At 35.1% G+C, this 21,783-nt stretch carries 18 protein-coding genes and 1 pseudogene; 6 read left to right on the plus strand and 13 right to left on the minus strand.

Going from position 1 to position 21,783, the window contains the following annotated elements; translation table 11 throughout:
• Nucleotides 1–105 precede the first annotated feature (105 nt).
• From ACFSFW_RS23860 to ACFSFW_RS23875, 4 genes are all read right to left on the minus strand, one after another.
• Nucleotides 106–2,922 carry an EAL domain-containing protein gene (locus tag ACFSFW_RS23860; RefSeq protein ID WP_388042119.1) on the minus strand — a complete coding sequence of 939 codons (2,817 nt, stop codon included), beginning with the start codon at nt 2,920–2,922 and terminating at the stop codon, nt 106–108.
• A gap of 27 nt (nt 2,923–2,949) precedes the next feature.
• On the minus strand, nt 2,950–3,213 hold the full coding sequence (locus ACFSFW_RS23865; RefSeq protein WP_388042121.1) for a PAS domain-containing protein: 264 nt from the start codon (nt 3,211–3,213) through the stop codon (nt 2,950–2,952).
• Nucleotides 3,214–3,605: 392 nt separating this feature from the next.
• Complete coding sequence (locus ACFSFW_RS23870; protein WP_388042123.1) at nt 3,606–5,786, minus strand: EAL domain-containing protein; 2,181 nt, start codon at nt 5,784–5,786, stop codon at nt 3,606–3,608.
• Between the two features lie 366 nt (nt 5,787–6,152).
• Nucleotides 6,153–6,593 carry a CBO0543 family protein gene (locus ACFSFW_RS23875; RefSeq protein WP_388042125.1) on the minus strand — a complete coding sequence of 147 codons (441 nt, stop codon included), beginning with the start codon at nt 6,591–6,593 and terminating at the stop codon, nt 6,153–6,155.
• A 361-nt stretch (nt 6,594–6,954) separates the two neighbouring features.
• Here ACFSFW_RS23875 and ACFSFW_RS23880 point away from each other — a divergent pair.
• Nucleotides 6,955–7,251: pseudogene (locus ACFSFW_RS23880) on the plus strand (ketoacyl-ACP synthase III); the annotation flags it as partial.
• Nucleotides 7,252–7,986: 735 nt separating this feature from the next.
• On the opposite strand, the gene ACFSFW_RS23885 reads toward ACFSFW_RS23880, so the two are convergent.
• Nucleotides 7,987–8,445, minus strand: a complete 459-nt coding sequence (locus tag ACFSFW_RS23885) for a 2-thiouracil desulfurase family protein (protein ID WP_388042127.1) — start codon at nt 8,443–8,445, stop codon at nt 7,987–7,989.
• 320 nt (nt 8,446–8,765) lie between these two features.
• Between ACFSFW_RS23885 and ACFSFW_RS23890 the strand changes: the two genes are divergently transcribed.
• Nucleotides 8,766–9,152 (plus strand): hypothetical protein, encoded by a 387-nt coding sequence (locus tag ACFSFW_RS23890; protein ID WP_388042128.1) that lies wholly within the window; start codon nt 8,766–8,768, stop codon nt 9,150–9,152.
• A 126-nt stretch (nt 9,153–9,278) separates the two neighbouring features.
• On the opposite strand, the gene ACFSFW_RS23895 is transcribed toward ACFSFW_RS23890, so the two are convergent.
• Both ACFSFW_RS23895 and ACFSFW_RS23900 read right to left on the minus strand, forming a co-directional pair.
• Nucleotides 9,279–10,520, minus strand: a complete 1,242-nt coding sequence (locus ACFSFW_RS23895) for an erythromycin esterase family protein (RefSeq protein WP_388042130.1) — start codon at nt 10,518–10,520, stop codon at nt 9,279–9,281.
• A 381-nt stretch (nt 10,521–10,901) separates the two neighbouring features.
• The gene (locus tag ACFSFW_RS23900) at nt 10,902–11,195 is read right to left on the minus strand and encodes an Rpn/YhgA-type helix-turn-helix domain-containing protein (protein WP_304217287.1); all 294 of its coding nucleotides are present in this window, start codon (nt 11,193–11,195) and stop codon (nt 10,902–10,904) included.
• 229 nt (nt 11,196–11,424) lie between these two features.
• Between ACFSFW_RS23900 and ACFSFW_RS23905 the strand changes: the two genes are divergently transcribed.
• Nucleotides 11,425–11,817, plus strand: a complete 393-nt coding sequence (locus tag ACFSFW_RS23905; protein ID WP_304217285.1) for a hypothetical protein — start codon at nt 11,425–11,427, stop codon at nt 11,815–11,817.
• A 63-nt stretch (nt 11,818–11,880) separates the two neighbouring features.
• On the opposite strand, the gene ACFSFW_RS23910 is transcribed toward ACFSFW_RS23905, so the two are convergent.
• A complete protein-coding gene (locus ACFSFW_RS23910) occupies nt 11,881–12,645 on the minus strand; it encodes an MIP/aquaporin family protein (protein ID WP_388042132.1) in 765 nt (254 codons plus the stop codon).
• Nucleotides 12,646–12,657: 12 nt separating this feature from the next.
• Complete coding sequence (fdhA, locus tag ACFSFW_RS23915; RefSeq protein ID WP_388042134.1) at nt 12,658–13,872, minus strand: formaldehyde dehydrogenase, glutathione-independent; 1,215 nt, start codon at nt 13,870–13,872, stop codon at nt 12,658–12,660.
• Nucleotides 13,873–14,146: 274 nt separating this feature from the next.
• On the opposite strand from fdhA, the gene ACFSFW_RS23920 reads away from it, so the two are divergent.
• Entirely contained in the window at nt 14,147–15,916 is a 1,770-nt protein-coding gene (locus ACFSFW_RS23920) for a sigma-54-dependent Fis family transcriptional regulator (RefSeq protein ID WP_388042136.1), read from the plus strand.
• Between the two features lie 192 nt (nt 15,917–16,108).
• Here ACFSFW_RS23920 and nadR read toward each other — a convergent pair whose 3' ends face one another.
• The 3 genes from nadR to ACFSFW_RS23935 all read right to left on the minus strand — a co-directional run bounded on the left by nadR (nt 16,109) and on the right by ACFSFW_RS23935 (nt 18,673).
• Complete coding sequence (gene nadR / locus ACFSFW_RS23925; RefSeq protein WP_388042138.1) at nt 16,109–17,134, minus strand: multifunctional transcriptional regulator/nicotinamide-nucleotide adenylyltransferase/ribosylnicotinamide kinase NadR; 1,026 nt, start codon at nt 17,132–17,134, stop codon at nt 16,109–16,111.
• Nucleotides 17,131–17,829 carry a nicotinamide riboside transporter PnuC gene (gene pnuC / locus ACFSFW_RS23930; protein WP_388042139.1) on the minus strand — a complete coding sequence of 233 codons (699 nt, stop codon included), beginning with the start codon at nt 17,827–17,829 and terminating at the stop codon, nt 17,131–17,133. Before pnuC ends, nadR begins: the two co-directional genes overlap by 4 nt.
• 61 nt (nt 17,830–17,890) lie before the next feature.
• Nucleotides 17,891–18,673, minus strand: coding sequence for an NUDIX domain-containing protein (locus tag ACFSFW_RS23935; protein ID WP_304217266.1), 783 nt, complete (start codon nt 18,671–18,673; stop codon nt 17,891–17,893).
• Nucleotides 18,674–19,095: 422 nt separating this feature from the next.
• Between ACFSFW_RS23935 and ACFSFW_RS23940 the strand changes: the two genes are divergently transcribed.
• Both ACFSFW_RS23940 and ACFSFW_RS23945 read left to right on the plus strand, forming a co-directional pair.
• Entirely contained in the window at nt 19,096–19,938 is an 843-nt protein-coding gene (locus ACFSFW_RS23940; RefSeq protein ID WP_388042141.1) for a sialate O-acetylesterase, read from the plus strand.
• Nucleotides 19,935–20,474, plus strand: a complete 540-nt coding sequence (locus ACFSFW_RS23945; RefSeq protein ID WP_304217260.1) for a helix-turn-helix transcriptional regulator — start codon at nt 19,935–19,937, stop codon at nt 20,472–20,474. The genes ACFSFW_RS23940 and ACFSFW_RS23945 overlap by 4 nt, the downstream gene beginning before the upstream one ends.
• Nucleotides 20,475–20,759: 285 nt before the next feature.
• Here ACFSFW_RS23945 and ACFSFW_RS23950 read toward each other — a convergent pair whose 3' ends face one another.
• On the minus strand, nt 20,760–21,725 hold the full coding sequence (locus tag ACFSFW_RS23950) for an ornithine cyclodeaminase family protein (protein WP_388042143.1): 966 nt from the start codon (nt 21,723–21,725) through the stop codon (nt 20,760–20,762).
• Between the last annotated feature and the right edge of the window lie 58 nt (nt 21,726–21,783).

Here is a 21,783-nt window from a genome sequence, read left to right on the forward strand (position 1 = left end):
TCAGTTAAAATATGGTTGAAGTTCATATTTTTACAAAAAAACTTTTATTTGTTTGATGGTAAACAGCAAATATCCCCACCTGTATGTCAGATGGGGATTGAGTTATTATGTAGATAACTGGTTAAAAGTTTTTATTGGTAACCTAACTTCAACCGTAGTACCTTCATTTTCTTTACTTTTTACTTTTATTGACCCGTTATGTTCCCGAACAATTCTAAAACATATCATTAAACCTAAACCTGTACCCTTTTCTTTATTACTATAGAACGGCTCACCTAATTTCTGAACTCGCTCATCACTTATCCCAATTCCATTATCGATTATTCTTATAAGGACATTTTTACCTTCTATACTGCTTTGGATTTTTACAAGCCCATTTTTAGGAATTGCTTCAATGCTATTTTTGATTATATTAATGAAAACTTGTTTTATTTGGTTTGAATCACACATAATCTGAGGAAGGTTTTGTTTATACTCTGTGAAAATTTCTACGTTTTTCAAATTTGCTTCTGGTTTTAATAATGTCTCAACTTCTTTAAGTACTGTTTTAATATTTACTTTTTTTAATTGAATTTCTTTTGGTTTGGCAAGATTAATAAATTCTTCAAGAATTTTCTCTACTTGTTTAAACTCTCTGGAAATCACTTCAAAAAATTCTTTCTTCATGATTCCTTCCTCTAAAAGTTGAATGAATCCTTTTATCGAAGTTATAGGGTTTCTGACTTCATGTGCAACACCTGCAGCAAGTTGACCCACAACCGCTAATTTTTCTGATTTTGAGAGTTGTTCTTCCATTTCCCTTTTTTCCGTAATGTCTCTCCCTACTACTATAAAATGTTCAGGATCGCCATTTTCTCCAAGTACAGGGGTACCTAGTCCTTCAAATAATAACGACTTCCCATCAACGTTCACAAAACGAGCTTCCATCCTTAATGGATTCATAGTATTTAGTAATTTTTCAAATCCCATCTTTACGCTTTGCCTGTCATCAGGATGTATTAAATCAAACGACCTTTTACCTTTATATGATTTTAATGGGTTACCCAATACATTTCCAAGGGATGGTGATGCATACTGTATCGTTCCATTTATATCTAATAACATTATTATGTCAGTCATGTTTTCAGAAATCAGCCGATATTTAGCCTCGCTTTCTTGTAAAGCTTTCTCCGCTTTTTTACGTTTCGTTATATCTATACATGAACCTATGACTTGTACGACTTCTCCAGCTTTTTTAATAGGACGTAAAGTTGTAAGATAATTAATTCCATTTAGCTCTTCCTCATAAGTAACAAATTCCTCTCCTTCCCACGCCTTCTTATAGTAGGCAGTTTTATCGAGGGCAATTCTATAAGGAAGAAAATCAGCTAATTCTTTTCCTATCACTTGAGAAGGAATCATTCCAAGTCTGTATAATAATTCCCCGTCACATTGTGTATGAATAAATCGTTCATTAATTTTCTTATACTTAAATATCATCCCTTGCTGCAAACGAATCGTATCGTGTAACTCTCTTTGGGCAGATTCCAATAATTCTTTCAATAACAATTGTTGATTTATATCTTTTGGAATTCCATGTTCTTCAACTATTTTTTCGATTTCAATTCGTTTTTCTAGTAATTGGGATGCTGTTAAGGGCTTACCTAAAAAATTTCCTTGTCCTTCATCACATAAATGTTGTTGTAGAAAAACTAGTTGTTCTTTTGTTTCTATTCCTTCAGCTACTACAATCAAATTCAAATTATGAGCCATTGAGATAATGGTTTTAACTATGGTTTCATCATTAGGGTTGTTTCGAAGTTCTTTAACAAAAGACTGGTCCATTTTTAATGTATCAACAGGAAAGTTTTTTAAGTAACTTAATGAACTGAAACCTGTACCAAAATCATCGATACTCACATGGACTCCAATCTTTTTAAGCTGTTGTAACATTAAAATTGTACGGTCAATATCAACTGTCATACTTTCAGTAATCTCAATTTCTAAAAAGTGTGGTTCTAATCCTGTTTTTTGAAGAATGGATTCAATATTATCAATAATATTAGTCTGATTAAATTGAATCGCTGATAAATTGACGGAAACAACTGTTGAAAAACCTTGTTGCTGCCAAGTTTTATTTTGTTTACAGGCAGCATTCAAAACCCATTCTCCAATAGGTAAAATTAATCCTGTCTCTTCAGCGATAGGTATAAATGTTTGTGGCGATACCATTCCCCATTCTGGATGGTCCCAACGAATTAATGCCTCGACACCCACAATTTTCCCCGTATTTAAATTGATTTTAGGTTGATAGTGAAGTAGTAACTGATTATTTTCTATCGCCTTGTGGAGCTCTAACTCTAATTTTAAAGCGTCTACTCTTCCTTCATTCTCATCAAAGGTGTAAAACTTATATTTATTTCTACCCTCTTTTTTTGCCTGATACATTGCACTTTCTGAATGTTTTATTAATAATTCTTCACTTTGCCCATCCTTAGGAAACTGGCTAACCCCAACACAGATTGAAATTTTTATGTCAAACCCATTTACACAAAATGGACTTGAAAATGATTCAATTATTCGTTCAATCACAGATGAAATTTCATGATCATCAAGGTTTTCCAACGTTAGAAGAAATTTATCACCAGAGTAACGAGCTATGAAACCAAATTGAATTATTATTTCCTCAATTTGTCTGGAGATTTGTTTTAATACCAAATCACCTACTCCATGACCATACGTATCATTTACATTTTTAAAATTATTAATATCAATAAATAAAACAGCAAATGAACCATCAATAGATGATTGTAATTTGCGTTTTAAGTATTTATTAAAGTAAAAACGGTTCGGTATTTCTGTTATAACATCGTAATTAGCTAGAAAATTAATATTTTGAAACTCTTTCTTTTTTTCTGTAATATCTCTAAAAAGTACAGACAAGCCTTCCCTAGAAGGAAATACCCTTATTTAATACCATCTATTATTAAAAAACTCTTCAAATTCTACAGGTATTTGTTCCGACAATGCCCTTTCATATCGTGATATGAATTTACGCAAGTCACTGTGAGGTAATACATCGTGAATATATTGCCCAATTGCATTTTCTCGTCTAATTTGTAAAAGTTTTTCTGTAACATTATTTATATATTCAAATTTTAATTCATTATTTAACGAATAAAATCCATCGGATACTCGTTCCAAAATATCCTTAGTATTAGTTATAGCACTCAATGATGATCTCCTTTCGTTAGGACCTAAAAAAGGAACTAAATTATTCACCAATATATTGTACAGTTATTCCCATTCCAACGACAAATTAAATATAATACATCGTTATTCTTAAAACACCTTGAGCTTTCATCCATTATTAATCCCTTTTTGAAGAGTGTACCTAGCATCATGGTATTTTTCGCTTTTCAACTAAAGCTTCGTTAGCCCAACAAGAAAAAGCTGCTAAGTTAATGGCAACTTGATCTTTAACTCTTGCACCAGTTGTTAGTTGAATAAGGTAACTGAAGCTCACCAAATTCTTTTCAATTTTTTTCATTCAGGCTTATTTGATTTTTTACTTCGGGCTTGGACTGAGTGTTATGTTTACTAATTTTCTCATCTTTACTGAGATACTATGAAGTTGGGCTATTCTTTTTTATTTGATTTTTGATATAACTAAATATATTTGACTGAACTTGCCTGCAGTTTGGAACAAGAGGACTTTTCCTAATTTGCAATGAAAGATTATTTAATGTTTTCGCTAGATGTTCCCGTTCCGATTCATATATAAGAAATTCTACCCCATAACGATATATTCCTTCCTCATTTTCTTCCTTCCATACAATTCGTCCTTTTAAATTAAATACTTCACCAAGAATCTCTATTTCAAACTCAAAAATAATTTCATGATTAACGGAGAGAAGTAGATGGGATATGAACCGAAGTCCACCAAGACCGATATCTTCAACTAAAATCTCGGTACGCCCTAATTCAATATCCTTATCTCTAAACTTTATTATAGTCATTTGTGAACTCATTGGGAAATTTAGCTCTACTCTAAAATAATTTCGTTTATTTTCGTAGTAACTTTGTTTTTCGACTTTTGGCTTTAATACTCTATTTTTCAGCATTTTTAATAAATCCGAGACTGGAACTGGTTTACTGAAAATATAGCCTTGAATTTCATCACATTCTTGCTGTTTTAAAAACTGTAATTGTTCAGGAGTCTCAACACCTTCAGCTACTACACTCATACCTAACCCGTGAGCTAATTGAATAATAGACTTTACTACAGTTGAATTAGAACTATTAGCCGATACTTCTTGAATAAATGATTTGTCTATTTTTAACACATTTATCTTATATCTAGTTAGATAGGATAAAGAGGAATAACCTGTCCCGAAATCATCCAAAGATACTCTTACGTTCAAATAATTAAGCTCATTTATAGTTTTCTCAACAAGACTTTGGTTAATTAAAATTGAAGTTTCAGTTATTTCAATTTCTAACCATTTTCCTTCTAATTTAGTTTCCTCTAATTGCCTCGTTATGTTCGGAACAAAATCAGCAGAGATAAATCGATCAGCAGATATATTTATTGATATAGGTACTAGATTCAAGCCTTCGTTTTGCCAGGAATTTAGAAATAGACACACTTTTCTTGTAACCCAATTTGAGAGGGAGTGAATTAATCCTGTTTCTTCCGCAATGGGTATTATATCGGCAGGTGTTAACATCCCCCAATCAGGATGATTCCATCGAATTAATGCTTCAGCACCTATTATTTCACCTGTACTCACTTTTACTTTTGGTTGGAAATGTAATTCTAACTTGTTCTCATTAATTGCTTTTCGTAAATCATTTTCTAACGATAATCTTTTGTAACTATAAATATCCATTATTGGATTATATTCTTCTGCCTTACTTTTCCCCATATCTTTAGCATGATTAACTGCTATATCAGAATTCTTCATTAAGGTTTTGCAATCTTCACCATGTTGAGGAAATACACTCATTCCTAAACTTACAGTTACAAACAATTCATAATCATCGACAATAAAGGGTTCTTCTTTTACTTTTGTGATAATGTTTTCAGAAATGGTATAAATTTGTTCTTTTTCAATCGTATTGTTTAATATAACGGCGAATTCATCCCCACCAAGTCTTGCTATAAAACCCTGACTACTAATGATTCGAACCAATCGTTCAGCAAACTGTAGAATAAGTTTTTCACCAATTATGTGACCTAGACTATCATTTATATATTTAAACCTATCTATATCCATGTAAATCAGAGCGAATGATTGCTTCTTATCTTCGGATTTATCAATTAATTGATTTAATTTTTTCTCTAATAAAATCCGATTTGGAAGATTTGTTAATTGGTCATAGAATGCCAAATGCTCTATTGTTTGTTCATACAATTTTCGCTCTGTAATATTAATTGCGTATCCAATTATTCCTTCCTCAGTTGGAATAACTCGTACCTCTAGCCATTCATTTGTTGGTTCAAAATACTCTTCGAACGTAACTGTAACTCTTTCTTCCATTGCCTTATGGTAAAATTTATAAAAGTCAGTGCCGATTGCTTGCGGGAGTACCTTCCATATATTTTGTCCGATCAGTTCTTTTCTTTCTTTATTTACGAACTTCTCCATCTCTTTGTTCGTATATACAATCTTCCAATTACGATCTATTATAAAAAAACCATTTGTTATATTATCCAGAATAGTTTCACTTGGTGGTAAATAAGTAACATTATCCTTGCGCTCTAACTTTTCACTTGTAAGATATGATTTATTAAAAAATTTCATGTATCCACAACCCTTTTCAGATTTATCGACATTGTTCGACAATATTTTACCATAAACGACAATAGATAAAAATTACTCTTAGTAACTTTCTCTGTATTAGGCATAAATATTATGAATTGAATAATAAATAGAAATAGAACAGAGGTGTTTAATATGTTTTTATCCAATAAGACAAAAAATATGAAGCTGACTCAAAGTTAGTTAGATGACGACCCTTTTGTGTCATTTTTTTAGTATTGGCTGTGTTAAATAACTACTATGTTGATAATTATAAAAAATTAAACGCTTGGATAAATTTCCAAGCGTTTACAATATGTTTTTTTTATGTTTTTTCAGCAGTTAATTCTAGAAGAAAACGCCACTTTATTACTGAGTTTCTCTTCTATCCGCCGTGTAGTCTAATACGAAATAAAGGATATAAATTGAAATAAAGTAAACCACCGCCGAATATATTATATTCCATTCACCATAATGTAAAACTCTAATATAAACCGCATACAATTCAAGTAATACAAGAATGCATGTCCATCCCAAGATATATATAAATTTCTTAATGGCATTAGATTTCAGGGGAAAATAATTAAAAATTATAACCAGTACAGCAATCTCACCAAGGGCTACAGCTAGGTACGACCACTCTATTTGTTCTTTATCAAAATACCAGTAAAGTTTGTACTTTAAATCAAGATACAAATCAGTTACAAAATTCATTAACAATGCAAACTGTATTGTAGCTAGTAATTCGTGCCTAGTTCTTTTTCTGGGCATTTTTAGGGCAACTAAAAGAACTAATATAACTGTCACCATAAATATCTTCACCAAGAGGAACACCTCGTTTTTTAAAAACACAACAATATCAACCATATTATCATTATTTAATCGATGAATTATTCTTCTTTAATTAACCTGCCTCGTTAGTACAATAACTTCCACAAAAATAAGAGATAATCTTCTTTGATAATCGACCCGTTATTGAAAAATTAGCCTTATAGTAAAACCAAATTATCTAAAATTTCACCATTCTTCCGTTTCAACTACGGTAATTCCAGTATCCCGATGGTTCGTATCATACAAGGTCGTTCCCTTTTGAAGGTATGTGGAGTTTTAAAATTATATTAAATTTATAAATTGTTTTTCCAAATTAATATATGAGGGGCGAAAAAAATTAATTAAAGAAAGAAGAATTGCAAATGAAAATGAATTTACAAGTGATATAGCTTATAAAGCTGTTGAAGATTTAATAAACAGATATCAAAAATCGATAGATGATGTTGATATGATTATTGTTTGCACAATGACACCTGATTTTAAAACTCCAAGCGTAGCATCTTTAGTCCAAGCTAAATTAGGTATAAAAAATACAGGAGCTTTGATTTGAATGCTGCCTGTGCTGGATTTACTTATGGGCTAAATTATAGCAAATGGATTGATAACATCAGGTTTAAACAAAAAAATTCTTGTTATTGTTGGGAAAATTAAAAAAGGAGATATTCTTTTATTATATGGATTTGGTGGAGGATTAGCCCAAGCTGGAATACTTATTAAATAGACACTTTGAATGTAAACACAAACTAAGAGCAAAAATTTAATGCACATAAGAAATGCTTGGGAGTTAAAATCCAAGCTTTTTTATGTACAAATTTTAATTTTCTCCAAATTATCTGAACTACTTATTGATAGCCCAATTTTTTCTTATAATACTCCCAATGTCCATTCAAAATTTTACTTCTCTTTACTAAACAAACCTGCCCCGATCCATCAACATAAAAAGAACGACCTTCATTATTAAATTATCGCAGCTGTTAGCTAAATGTCATTTTTAAAGATCAGTTACATTCCAATTCCATTTAGCATTGATAGTATCTAAATACTCTTTTATTTGATCTTTTTGATAAATCTTTTTCTCCAGTCAGTTTATTTGCATAAGATTTTAATACCCAAGTTTCATCATAATGCTTTTCTGGTGCTTTCCATTGAACACCTAATATGTAATCACTTCCATTTATCTTCGCTTCAACTGATAGTATATCTCCATGTAGTATGAAGTTTTACATCTCCATTTCCATATACCTCCATAAAGCAGCAGTTTATCATAAGTATCCATTTTACGTCTTAAACTATCCTGCTTCGTTAGCTTAATAACATCAATGAAAAATACGCGATAATCCTTCTTGGACTACCGCACCCGTTATTTAAATAACTAAAAGAAACTTTCAACAAATTGTTCTTCTGAAATTACTTGTAAACCATTTCTTTTAAGTAAGGCTGAAGTAACTCCATTTCCAACAACTTTCTTTCCCTTAAATTCACCGTTATATATCATTGAACTGCCACAGGATGGGCTATCCTGCTTGAGAACAACTATTGTTGCGTTTATTTTTTTAGCTTTTTCTAAAGTAGCATAAGCTCCTTTTATGTAAAGTTCGGTTACGTCTTTACCAGATTTCTCAACCACTTTAGCCCTTCCATCCAGCACATCTTCTCCGTCTCCGCCTACTATTTCAGCAGGTTCCCTTGGGATTGAAAATCCACCAAGCAGTTCGGGACAGATAGTAACAGCTTTATTCTCTCCAACTAATTTATTTATCCTATTATCTAAGCTATGTGTACCGTTGTACCTTACTTCTAATCCAGCTAAACAAGAACTGACCAAAAACATGAATTTCACCTCACTTCAAAAATATATCACTACATTGTCATCCTTATTGTACTAAACTGCCCCGTTTGTTGAACAACCAGAACAACTACTCATGCAATTATTTTAACATTTAATTACATATAACCTTTGAAAAGAAATTACTTTTCCGCACTAGGGCCAGCCAACAGAACGCTCCAACAAGAGACAGGCTATCATTCCGAAATCCCGCTATACCCAGTTGTTTTTAGGTAAATATCCTTTTTCATGGATACTTGCCCATAACTTTTATGGGTAGTTGCATATGCTGTAGGGACAAAGAATTCATGAAAAGAGGAATAGTTATGAAATATGAATGGTATCAAACGAATCCAATGCCTTTTCCGTATCAATATGATTATGGACAAACGGGAATGATGCGTGAGTATAAGCATGGACACGGTGGTGGGCATCATGGGCATCATGGTAAAGGTGGCCATCATGGGCATCATGGTAAACCAGGACATGGTGGCCATGGTAAACCGGGACATGGAGGTTTTCAAGGTGGACTCCCATTTTTGGGTGGATTAGCAGGTGGATTACTAGCAGGGACATTGCTCAATTCCCCTAACAACTATCCGTATTACCCATACCCTAACTATGGATCCTATCCAGGTTACCCGCCAACGCCATACCCACCTTATCAAAATTACCCAGGTTACCAGTACCCTCCTTACGGCGGATACTACTAAAATATCCTTACACCCAATTACTACAGAAGCCATTACAACAAGGAAATTGTAGTGGCTTTTTCTATTTAAAAGGGCCTGACCCCCACTACAGTAAAGCATTACCATGCTGAGGGGTAGGCACCAAAATCATGTAGAGTTATAGCCTTCATCTAAATCAGAACGCTTGAAATATTTTGGTGAGGTCACTTTCCGTATGAAAATGATTGCATCATAGTAGTCTTGTGGATAAATAACCTTTGGGGATAGACCTAAAAATCCCGACTCTAATAACCACCATCTTCTTTTGAACCACATTTTTTTAACGGCGATTTGATTTTTTACATCTAATGGAAGAAATAAGTCTGATTCTGATGATTCATAAAGTAATGACTCTAAATGATAATGATCTTTTTTCTTAGTGTCTATCTCCAATACAACACGTAATTGAGTTGCAAATGTTCCGCTTCCCGCATAAAGACCAATTGCATAGAAATCATCTGAAAACTTTTTTTGTAACCAATACCCTACTGATTTTATTCCCAATAACTTTGCAGTAAGGGGACGTCTTTTTCGAATATGAAAATTATGAGCCCACACGATTATCTTCTCATTTTTATAGTAGTGATTCATCAGCCACTCTAAATTCTGAAACATATAAAACCCTCTTTGAACTCCTGAAGTCAGATAACCTTTTAGATTTAGCTGTAACCATTGCAACCTGTTTTGAATTCCTCGATGGATTAATAGATACATCCTTTGTATTTCAGGATTTGTGACATTTTTTTGTTTTATATCCATTGATTTTAATACGCCTTCATAATCTTCAATGGCCATTCTCATTCTCTTTTTTAGGGATCTTGTTATCTTTAACATCATTTCTTTATCTATTTCAAAAAAGCGTTTCTCCAGTGCTCTTATCTTTTCATATAACTCATTATCTATATGGTTTTTTAGCCAGTCTGTCATACATTCTGATATTAAAGGATAAGTAGGTTGAGGGTCCATACCAGAAATTTTTAAAGATTGAGCCCATTTTTTATTAAAAAGAGGTTCCATTTCTTCATTGTGATAGATATCTAACAAGCAATTTTGAATTTGTTTTTCAGGAGAATGGTCACTTAAAAATTGTTTGCACAAAGTTGCTTCCAAAAGACCGCTCTCAAGGACAACAACATTAAAACCGTGATGTAGATGTAAATAGCGAATGAATTCCGTTTTAGTCTTAAAATATTCTGCGATTCCATGCGAATTTTCACCAAAAAGTATAATTCGCTTATCTTTTATAAAATGATCAATAAATGATAAATCATTATTTGTATGTATTTCAGATGCAGTACTTTTAATTTGATCCTTCCAACGATTTCTCGTACTTTTCCTGACAAAATTCATTTTTCCATTCCTCCTTTCTAATAAAAAGGGCCTGACCCCCACCACAGTAAAGCATTACCACGCTGAGTGGCCGGCACCAAAATAGCTTTTAATCGAACATCAACCATCGCCCTCTTTTTGGTTTGCACAACATTTACTAACGTCCTAAAAATCAAAATCTACTTAATACCACTATTTACCTATTATTTTATCATTTTATAATCTACTTTTTTATGTAATCTTTTATGAATGAAAAAAAGAGCCAATCTACGCAAGTCGTGAATAATAACCTGCAAGGTTTGGCTCATTTTCTAATTGTAAAGCTTTAGGTCATATTCGTTAACCCTTACTTTACTATTGTTGTCACCTTTTATAGATGGAACGAAGGCTGACTAACCCGAATTAAGATTTACGAAGTTCCTCTATTTCGCGGAGCGATAATCCTGTTATATCCACAACTGCTTCAGAATCCAAACCTTTTAATAAGAGTTTCTTTGCAATTGTAATCCTTTCTTCCTTTTTTCCTACTTGTCTTCCTTTTTCAATTCCCTTTTCAATTCCTTTTTCAAATCCTCGGTCCTCAAATTTTTTATAAAGTTCTTCGAATGGCTTCGCAAATTCCAACACCTCCAATATTTTTTTCTTATCTACATCTTCAATTCCACTAGAATTGACGGCAACCATTGCTCCAATCATTCCTTTATTTTACTAAAAATCTCATCCCCATCAAAATCGTGTATAAGATATAGACATTCGCGGCTTAAGGATTACACTCTAATAGTTTTATTAAAAAGGTATATATGCTAGACCATAATTATTGTAAAATCAAAAGAAGATACCACACGACTGGAACTATATGCCTTTTGGTACAGGAATTCTTTTAACGGGGTGTTATTTTCAGACGTTTATTAATAAGGGAGAGGCCATGTCTATTATAATAAGAAGAAAAATTTTAACTGCGATCATTAGTAGTTTGATAGTTGCGCTCATTTTTATGGTTCCTGGTGGTTTTAATCTGAATGGATTTGCTGGCTTATTTTATTTAAATTTAATGATTGTTATTTCATATGGGGTTATTACATCCATATTGAGTGATTGGATGAGTAAAAAGATGTTTACATCTACATACTCTCGTGAAATTTGTTCTTTTCTATTCCATTGTTTTTTCGGATTAGTGTTCCTAGTTCTTAGTCTTGTTTCTGCCATCTCTTTTTATATTGTTGACCGTTTACTAACAAAAGTAAAAATTGAGTGGTGGATCGTCATTTTGGCTTTAATCATTGTAATTCTGCTCTTTTTTATAGGTATTACTCTATAAAAAGGGCCTGACCCCCCAACACAGTAAAGCATTACCGCACTGAGGGTCAGGCACCATAATAAACTATTTAACTATTTCATGATGAGAAGTTTCATTTGATACCGGTAGTATTTTCGAACTGGTCATATACGTATATATGATCGCTGCTGCGATGGCACCTATAATTGGACCAATGACATAAACAGGAAATTGGATCCAGTTAATATTGCCACCTAATAAACTATCTACAACATAGGGCCCAAAGGTTCTTGCAGGATTAAATGATGCTCCTGTGGCTCCGGCAGTCATCATGATAATCCCTCCGACCGTTAAACCAATTACTAGCCCTCCCCAATTATTGGGAGCCTTAGAGTCCACTGCAATTCCCATAATCACAAACATAAGTATAAACGCTGCAATGGCTTCAATAACCATCCCCTGAAAATATCCAGTAGTTGGCGCAAGTACAGTAGCCCCTAAATTGCCTATCAAGACTCCGTCCATGCCTAAAACCGTTACAATTCCAAACGCCCCAATCGTACCGCCCACACATTGTGCAAGAATATAGGGTCCTACTTCTTTCCATGGAAAATGACCCGTCGAAGCTAATGCGATTGTAACCGCTGGGTTTATGTGACACCCCGTTAATCTGCCTATTGAATAAATCATGGCCATAACAATGATTGCAAAGGCAAAACTGATAACGCCAATATCTGCCAATGTTGTTGACTCGTTGTTAGTAGCCGTAATAATTCCATTAAAAGCAGCTGTTCCAGGACCTATTAGAACTAATAATGCAGTACCAATACCTTCACCAAAACATCGTTTGAACAGGCTGGGTGTCTCCATCGGCAGACACCATTATTTCACAAGTCCATGAGGGTCGATTACATATTTTCTGGAAGCACCTTTATCAAACTCAGCGTAACCCCTTGGCGCTTCGTCTAAAGAAATAACAGTTGCATTAACAGCTTTTGCAATCTGTGCTCTACCACTTAAGATTGCTTGCATTAAGTCTCGGTGGTATTGCATGACTGGTGTTTGACCTGTTACGAACGTATGTGCTTTCGCCCACCCTAATCCTAGACGAACTCTCAATGTACCAATTTTAGCATCTTCGTCAACTCCACCTGGATCTCCCGTTACATAAAGTCCTGGAATTCCTAGTCGTCCACCAGCACGCGTTACCTGCATAATAGTATTTAAAACTGTTGCTGGTGCTTCTATCGCATTCGCACCATGTGCAGATGCTTCAAAGCCAACACAATCGACAGCACAATCAACTTCAGGAACACCAAGAATTTGGTCAATTTGCTCTCCCAGGTCAGGATGATTACGTAGATTAACAGTTTCACAGCCAAAACTTCTAGCTTGAGCGAGCCTTTCTTCATTCAAGTCCCCTACAATAACGACAGATGCTCCTAATAGTTGTGCCGAATGTGCAGCAGCTAGCCCAACTGGACCTGCTCCTGCAATATAGACAGTAGATCCAGGCTTAACACCTGCGCTTACTGCCCCATGATAACCTGTTGGAAAAATATCAGAGAGCATTGTTAAATCTTTAATTTTTTCCATCGCTTGATCTTTATCCGGAAATTTCAATAATTGGAAATCGGCATATGGTACCATCACATATTCAGACTGACCTCCTACCCATCCACCCATATCTACATAACCATAGGCTGAACCAGGACGATCAGGATTTACATTTTCACAAATATGTGTGTTACGCTCTTTACAACTTCGGCATCGTCCGCACGCAATGTTAAACGGTACAGACACCAAGTCCCCTTTTTTGATAAATTCCACATCACGCCCAACTTCAATTACTTCTCCCGTTATTTCATGCCCCAGCACAAGTCCTTGGGGTGCCGTTGTTCTTCCTCTAACCATATGCTGGTCACTACCACAAATATTGGTTGTAACTACCTTCAAGATAACACCATGTTCACATTTACGGCCTACGTTCAAAGGATTTACTCCAGGCCCATCTCTTAAAACTAAATCTGGATAACCAATATCCATTACCTCTACCTTACCAGGTCCCATATACGCTACCGCTCTATTTCCTACCATCGTTTCTTCCCCTCCATTAAATGATAATGATTCAGACAACTTATCTACTTGCAAGACTCGTGCCAACTTCTACTTCATTTATAAATGGCCTTTCTAAGCATAAAAAATAACAATGCTGTTCAGAACTTGAGCACCATCTGTCCTATTTTGATACATAATTGCAATTCAAGTGTTCATTACTTTCAAAATAGTTAAATAATGGTATAATAATAGGTAGATACTATTTTTTACAGGTAAAATGGAAGGAAAGTATTTAAGGGGGATAGGTATATTCATGTCATCCGTCGATCTTTTCAATCAAAAGAAAATCATTGATCTTTCTTGGAAACGCTGTCAAGGGTTGGGGCTTTCACCCACTGGCCCAATACAGGATATCAAATTTACAGGTAAGAAGTTGCAGGAGGTTCTTACAGAAAACGAGAATTTGATTACCCATACTACGGCCATTTTGGAAAAGCTTTATCCTACCATTCATTCCAGTGGCATTGTTACAGTAATCGCTGACCGTAATGGAACCATCATTCATAAAGTAGGCAATCTCGATCTTGATGCTTCCATTGACTATTTTTCAATTGGCTCAAATTGGTCTGAGGAAGTGAAAGGAACAAATGCAATTGGACTTGCCATTTATGAGAAAACGAACATTATCACCCACGCAGAACACCATTTCCTTGTTAAGAACCACTTTCTTACATGTGCGGCAAGCCCCATTTTTTCTCCAAGTGGTCAATTTATCGGTGCAGTAAATATAAGTGCAAGAAAAGAGTTATTTCACCCTTCAATGGTTTCTTTAGCAAGTATGATTGTGGAAGCTGTCCAAAACCGCTTGCTCATGGCCCATGTACAACGAGAAAAGCAATTAGCCTTAAAAGAAGTGGAAACTACAGCAAATCTAAGCTCCACTCCACTACTTACACTGGATCATGAAAGAAGAATTATCCGTGCAAACAAACCCGCCATGCAAGTATTAGGCAGTAATTGTATAGGACAGGAGTTTCATATGAAAGGTGGCTATTCGGTAGACATCTTAGACGATTATTCGAATCAAGTGTTTCGTTCTGTTGTTTCCCTACATAGACATAGCCCTAAATCCTCTCAGGACAAAAAGTTATATACACTCTCTGATATTATTGGTTCCTGTGAAAAAATAGTAAATGTAAAGAAAGTGGTTAAAAAAGCTGCCTTGTCTGAGTACCCTATTATCATTTATGGAGAAAGTGGAACAGGAAAAGAATTAATCGCACAATCCTTACATACATCGGGTACACGGAAAATGAAACCATTTGTTGCGGTTAATTGCAGTGCCATCCCTGATAGTTTGATTGAGAGTGAATTATTTGGCTACGAACGTGGCGCTTTTACAGGTGCAAGGCGGGAAGGAGCTCCCGGAAAATTCGAGGTTGCTGACGGCGGAACGATATTTTTAGATGAAATTGGAGATATGTCTTTAAAGGCACAAGCAGCCCTACTTCGCGTGTTACAAGAAAAAACGGTAACCCGAATTGGCGGGGACTCCGTTAAAGTCATTGATACAAGAGTAATAGCAGCAACTAATAAGAATTTACGCGAGGAAATACTAGCAGGAAGGTTTAGAGAGGATTTATACTATCGGTTGAAAGGTATTTTTATTACACTTCCTCCTCTACGTAATAGAACGGACATTATCGAACTAGCCGAACAACTAATTACAAAACTAGATACCCCCGTCCTTACTTTATCTGATGATGCAAAGCAAAAACTACTTTCCTACCCTTGGCCAGGTAATGTACGGGAACTAAAAAGTGTTCTTATGCAAGCCTCGTTTTTTGCTGAAGATACCATCGTTAACGGTGAGGATTTACATTTCGAAAATGAGTTTGAGCGTCAACCTACTAGTGGAGATACTGAAGGAAACACTCCACATTCTCTGATTAACACTGAAAAAATGGCTATCTTGCAAGCATTAAATTCGGTAGAATGGAATATTACGAAAGCCGCCAACATCTTACAGGTTAGTCGAAATACACTCTATCTCAAAATTAAAAAATATCAATTACAGAAATAGCGACTAATAAAAAGGGCCTGACCCTCAACACAGTAAAGCATTACCGCGTTGTGGGTCAAGCCCCAGGATGAAACGAGGACTACTTCAAAATTCTTCTTCGTATTTAGATCTGTTTCATTGCTCTCATGTTTGTTGTATCTTTCGCGAATTACTCTTCAATACTAGGAGCCTAATTAATTGATTTATCTAACTCTAAACCCCCACCCTTTCCCGAATTAACTCAATCGCCTTATCTAACCGTTCTTGATAGCTCCCGCTTATGCTCACGAACGGAATTCCGTATTCTTTCAATAATTGCTTCAAGCGCTGATTATTTTCTTCGCGAACTTTTTGTTCCCCATGCACCCTTAACCCATCATCCACCCATTTGACGTCTGGTTCTAAAAAGAGGCATAGATCGTAATTTTGGAGCTTGGCGATCTCTGCTAGGACCTGTTGTGTTTTACGATTATAAAGCTCTGAATAAAATTGAGTGACAGTTGCTTCGGTGTCAATAAAGACAATTTTATTGGCTTGTTTACTAGCTTCATATTCTTTTAATTTATGACCATATGCGATGAGGGGGTAATCCTCGTCTACCATAATTCCATCACAACCGCCTAGCTCTTCACAGATTTCCCTGCCATATTCACTTACATACGTCGTGTTATACATGAGTGCTAGATTTCTCGTAAGCGTTGATTTTCCACAACTTTCCGTGCCCAATATGACGACCTTTTTGACGAAATACGGTTTTGCTACCTCGGGAATGTAGTCCCAGAAAGTAAACACTCCCTTACTTCGAATCTCTGTTGCCGATATCGGAAACTGTTCCCTTTTTTCATCAATCAACGCATGCGTTGCCTCCGGATAGAGTTCTTGAAAAATCGGGTCATATCCCATTTCAGAACTGAATACCACATCAATGTTCTTCCCGATCGCCTCTTTTATTTTCGCGGCCCCTTCCTTCCAATCATAATCGTCATCTCCATCATAATCCTCCACTTCGATGACCTTGACGTTCTTCATATCCTTCGTCAGTTGCGAAAGCCAGCGCAGCCGGATCCGACTTGGAATATAAGGAAACTTGCTCTCTTCACAAAGTTCTCCGTCCCTTTTTTCACTATGTGACAACACGACATACAATTCATCGACCATCGTGGAAGCTTTGATGATGGCGTACACATGACCTTGATGCAAAGGTAAAAACTTTCCACCGTAAAATCCAACCTTTTTCATGCCATTTTCTCCCCCTTCTGCTTTTTATACACTTTCGACCAATTGTAATATCCATAAATACTATTGATCAGGAACGCTGACCACATGACAAGCATCGATACATCGTTTCCTCCCTGTAAAATCAATGCCTTCAGCCATAGTGCAATGGATAATACATTCACCGCAATCCAAAATAACCATTGTTCAGTGAATCGTTTGAGCATTAAAATCTGGGCAATCACCGATAATGTCGTCGTTGCTGAATCAATCCAGACGACATTTCCCCCAATTTTTTCTAGAAGGTATGCGTATAGAACAAAGATGACGACGAATGAAGATAACGTAAGGGTCCAGCCTTTTTTCGTTAATACACTGACTTGAATTTCTTCCCCTTGTACAGTTTGTTTTGCTTTATGTTTCGTCCATAAATAAAGTCCTACAAACTGTAGTGGAAAATAAAACAAGGCATTTAACATAACCTCGCCATATAGGCCATATCCGTAAGCGATATATGCATAGGTTCCGGTTTGGATAATTCCAAAATAGTAATTACTGATCTTACCTTTCGCAACCAACACCACACAAAGCATTCCTGAAATCGAAGTAATAAATCCAAGAAGCGTATCATCCCAGACAAAAAACAAATACACATTCACAAGCGTAAACGTCACAAGCCATAGCTTTTCAAACAACGTCCAGTCTTTTAAAAGCTTCATTTTGCTTCACTCCATAATGATTATTAATTAACAAATTGTTAATTATAATAAAGAAAAAAATTTAATATTTAGCATTATAGATGGATACATATGGATCAAAATCATTAAATCGATAGAGCTGTGCTTTATTTTTTGACCATCGATTCGTTTTTTGCGGCTCTCCATTCTTCACGACTTTTTCAATAAACGGAAGTGTTGGAGCCTTCCTGAAAAACTGAGCATCTAGCTTTAACCAAGGCTCATCCATAACCGTTAGCAATACCCCTTGCAGCTCAGACAAGACAAATTCCTTTGGTAAAAAGTTTTTCGCGAGCGTTGTTAAAGACATATCCTTTTTGATGAACCATAACGCATCATCAATAATTTCCTTGTGATCAAAGGCAAGATCTAGCTTAAACACTTCATCCATCGAGAATAACGCTACCTCGGCTGCGTCATCTGCTGCTCTCCTTTTGACAAGCTTATTTTCTGGAACGATCGCATAATGACCATTCGAAATAATCCAGCCCCGCTTATCACGACCCAATTTATCATAAACGCCAAAGTGTTTGACCTTTAAACCGTCTACACCCGTTTCTTCTCTTAATTCGCGAACAGCTGCATCATAAGCCGTTTCCTCAGGCTTAATAAACCCACCAGGCAACGCCCATTTCCCTCTTTCAATATTAGGCTCACCTTCATTTGTTTTCACCGCTCGCTTAATCAACATAAGTTTTAATGTTTTTTCTGGGGGCCTATAAGGACCTACCTCTGTTGAAATAATCGTAAAAACTGCAATATCACTTGTATACCCATCAGGAGTCCGATATTTACTCACATCATAATTCAACAAATCCTCACTCATACTTACTCACCTCAGTGCCACTGATTATTAATTAACATTTTGTTAATTGTTATTAGTATTATATCAAACACTTGCAAAATATGTTACATAAAATATTCGACAAAAAGTGATCTTATCCAAAAACCCTCCATTACTTAGGTTTTCCACAATACTTAATGCTCTGAAGGTATCTATTTGGTTTAATACTGAAGTGAAAGAAACTAGAGAAAAAGTAAAATAACGCACCAAATGAAAAAATATAAAAATTTTACTCTTGTTAATTAAAACTGCTATATTTTTCTTTCAGTACTTATTAGAACTTTGACAGTTCTATATTAATTCGTAATTAAAAATATACTAACAATAGTGAGTTGACGATAGTCTAATTAGACTCTATAATATTGAAGTCTAATTAGACTATTATGTAAAGGATTGAAAATTAAATGATAAAATCTTTTTTAATGTTAGGGCAATCAAATATGGCAGGTCGTGGATTCTTGCATGAGGTAGAACCTATCTATAATGAAAAAATAAAAATGCTTCGAAACGGTCAGTGGCAAATGATGACAGAGCCGATTAATTATGACCGCCCTGTTGCTGGTGTAAGTCTAGCAGCATCTTTTGCAGAGGCATGGTCGAATGCCAACCCGGATGAAGAAATTGGTTTGATTCCTTGTGCGGAAGGTGGCAGTTCCTTGAACGATTGGCATCCGCAGGGTATTCTTTTTCAACATGCTTTATCTGAAGCTCGATTTGCTCTTGAAACTAGTGAAATTTGTGGCATACTTTGGCATCAAGGTGAAAGTGATAGCAATAATTCTCTACATGAAACGTATTATGAAAAGTTATCTCTTATCATTGAAACACTACGTAAAGAATTAAACCTTCAAAATGTCCCATTAATCATTGGTGAGCTTGGTGATTTTCTAGGAAAATCAGGTTTCGGAAAGTACTCATCAGAGTTTCAAGAAATCAACGACCAATTACGTCGATTCGCTCATGAGCAGCAAAATTGTTATTTTGTATCAGCAAAAGGTCTAACTGCCAATCCAGATGGTATTCATTTGAACGCCGTTTCCCAACGAAAATTCGGTTATCGCTACTTCGAAGCATTTTCGAAAAAGTGTCATATCTTAGAGCCTCTTTCGGATGAAAATCAATCACTAAAAATAAACAATAACTATTCGAAAACTGAACAAATTTATATTCACAGTATGAATTTGGCTCTAGGTAAAATCACATACGCTGAATTTGAAGCACAAATGGCGAAGGTAATGCACCCTTGATTCCCTTACTTATCCTTGGCTTACTTATTCAAAACCCTGGCACTCATGGATACGAACTATTAAGTTTAATGGAAAAACGACATTATAAATATATCGTTAAATTCACTAAAGGATCATTTTATTACAATTTGCAACAACTTGAAGAAAAAGGTTTGATTGAACAAACACATCAAATACGTCCAAACAATGGGCGTGAAATTCACACCTTTAAAATCACGTCTTTAGGAATAGAAGAATTCGAAAAATTAATGGCCAAATATGGGACTAAATCCGAGTATGTAAACTTACAATTCTATGGGGCATTACTCTTTGCAGATGAATTCGATAAAAATAAATTATTAGAATTAATCCAATCACAAATTGATCAAACTGAAGCCAGAGTTGCTCTTCTCAATGAATACCTAGCTAGCACTAAAGAATTACCTGGTAAAATTGATTATTTTCGTCGCATGAACGAAAATTCTCGTTCACACCATTTAGTGAACTTAAAATGGTTTAAAGAATTGAAAGCAGACATAGAAGAAGCATCTGTGTAAATAAAAACTAAAATCCCGGATCAATATTACTTAGTAAAATTGATCCGGGATTTTTATTGCAATCTTTTGTAGTCCATCCACTTATTACAGGTACGTTCTGGCTAACTACTTCTAAACTAACATCAGAAAATGAAAGTGCTAAGGCAACAATTAAAACTAACACAATACTTAATAACATATTCACAATATCGTATTCCTTAATATGGCCCGATTGTTGAACACAAGTTAAAAATCACTGTTGAACTAACCTTTCCGTTAGTTGAAGAAGAATTAGAATAAATCTCCCTATCCTAAAAAATCAATATATCGGCCTTGTTTTAATTCTTTAGCTTTCTGGTAGACATGCCATGCTCCCACTAAATCTTGAAAAGCTAACCCCACACATCCATATACTGTAATTTGGTCGTCATTTGTTCTTCCTAAACTTTGGTCGTTAATAACCTCACCAATTTCAGCATGTATGTTAACCTCTGTTAATCCTACTCCACCTATAGCTCCCATTTGCACAGCAAGATCTTTATCATCACAAATAAACATGGATTTTTCAATTAACTCTGCACTAACTTCACATTTACCCGGCTCATCCGGACCAAGAGTCGTAATATGTACACCTTTTTTAACCATGCTAGAAAACACAAAAGCCTCTCTTGCCCATGTAGCAGTTATAATAATATCCGCTTCGTTTGTTGCTTCTTCAACACTATTACAGACAGTTATCGGAATCTTTAACTCCTCAGTAATATTTTCCGCAAAAAAACATGCCTTCTCAAATGAAGTGTCATAAACAAATACTCTAGTGATTTCTCTAAAATAGGTAAGAGAGCGAAGTTGAAGTGTACCTTGGACTCCTGCGCCAATAATTGCTACATGATCAGCATCCCTTCTTGCTAATATATGAGTACCTATAGCACCTGATAAGCCTGTTCGAATAGCAGTAATATAGGTAGAATCCATTATCGCTAATAAATGTCCAGTTTCTAGATCATGGAGGTTTATTACACCTTTAATAGAAGGAGATTGAGTTGGAAATTTCGCATGATCTTTTACTGTATATGCTGGAATATTTGAGATGAGTCCAGGGAACAAGAGCATTACACTGGTGTTATCTTGAGGAAGGATGGAACGAGCCCTTTGCGCTGGGATTCTACGATTTAACGAATATGAAACAAAGGCTTTTTTAAGATCTGGGTAAAGCTCTAAAGGTTCCAATAGGTTTTGTATTTCTGTACGTGTCAGTAATAATGTTTTCATTGTAAAGAATTCTCCTTAATATAAGAGGTGGTAATTAGACTAACAAAACAATTTCATA

Origin of the sequence: Ferdinandcohnia salidurans, assembly GCF_042680725.1 — a bacterium.
GTDB lineage: Bacteria > Bacillota > Bacilli > Bacillales > Bacillaceae_L > Ferdinandcohnia > Ferdinandcohnia salidurans.

Excerpts from the sequence above, each read along its gene's own strand:
- ACFSFW_RS23870 (WP_388042123.1), bottom strand. The coding sequence starts at position 5,786 with ATGAAATTTTTTAATAAATCATATCTTACAAGTGAAAAGTTAGAGCGC.
- ACFSFW_RS23875 (WP_388042125.1), bottom strand. The coding sequence starts at position 6,593 with ATGGTGACAGTTATATTAGTTCTTTTAGTTGCCCTAAAAATGCCCAGA.
- ACFSFW_RS23885 (WP_388042127.1), bottom strand. The coding sequence starts at position 8,445 with ATGTTTTTGGTCAGTTCTTGTTTAGCTGGATTAGAAGTAAGGTACAAC.
- ACFSFW_RS23890 (WP_388042128.1), top strand. The coding sequence starts at position 8,766 with ATGAAATATGAATGGTATCAAACGAATCCAATGCCTTTTCCGTATCAA.
- ACFSFW_RS23895 (WP_388042130.1), bottom strand. The coding sequence starts at position 10,520 with ATGAATTTTGTCAGGAAAAGTACGAGAAATCGTTGGAAGGATCAAATT.
- ACFSFW_RS23900 (WP_304217287.1), bottom strand. The coding sequence starts at position 11,195 with ATGATTGGAGCAATGGTTGCCGTCAATTCTAGTGGAATTGAAGATGTA.
- ACFSFW_RS23905 (WP_304217285.1), top strand. The coding sequence starts at position 11,425 with ATGTCTATTATAATAAGAAGAAAAATTTTAACTGCGATCATTAGTAGT.
- ACFSFW_RS23910 (WP_388042132.1), bottom strand. The coding sequence starts at position 12,645 with ATGGAGACACCCAGCCTGTTCAAACGATGTTTTGGTGAAGGTATTGGT.
- fdhA (WP_388042134.1), bottom strand. The coding sequence starts at position 13,872 with ATGGTAGGAAATAGAGCGGTAGCGTATATGGGACCTGGTAAGGTAGAG.
- ACFSFW_RS23920 (WP_388042136.1), top strand. The coding sequence starts at position 14,147 with ATGTCATCCGTCGATCTTTTCAATCAAAAGAAAATCATTGATCTTTCT.
- nadR (WP_388042138.1), bottom strand. The coding sequence starts at position 17,134 with ATGAAAAAGGTTGGATTTTACGGTGGAAAGTTTTTACCTTTGCATCAA.
- pnuC (WP_388042139.1), bottom strand. The coding sequence starts at position 17,829 with ATGAAGCTTTTAAAAGACTGGACGTTGTTTGAAAAGCTATGGCTTGTG.
- ACFSFW_RS23935 (WP_304217266.1), bottom strand. The coding sequence starts at position 18,673 with ATGAGTGAGGATTTGTTGAATTATGATGTGAGTAAATATCGGACTCCT.
- ACFSFW_RS23940 (WP_388042141.1), top strand. The coding sequence starts at position 19,096 with ATGATAAAATCTTTTTTAATGTTAGGGCAATCAAATATGGCAGGTCGT.
- ACFSFW_RS23950 (WP_388042143.1), bottom strand. The coding sequence starts at position 21,725 with ATGAAAACATTATTACTGACACGTACAGAAATACAAAACCTATTGGAA.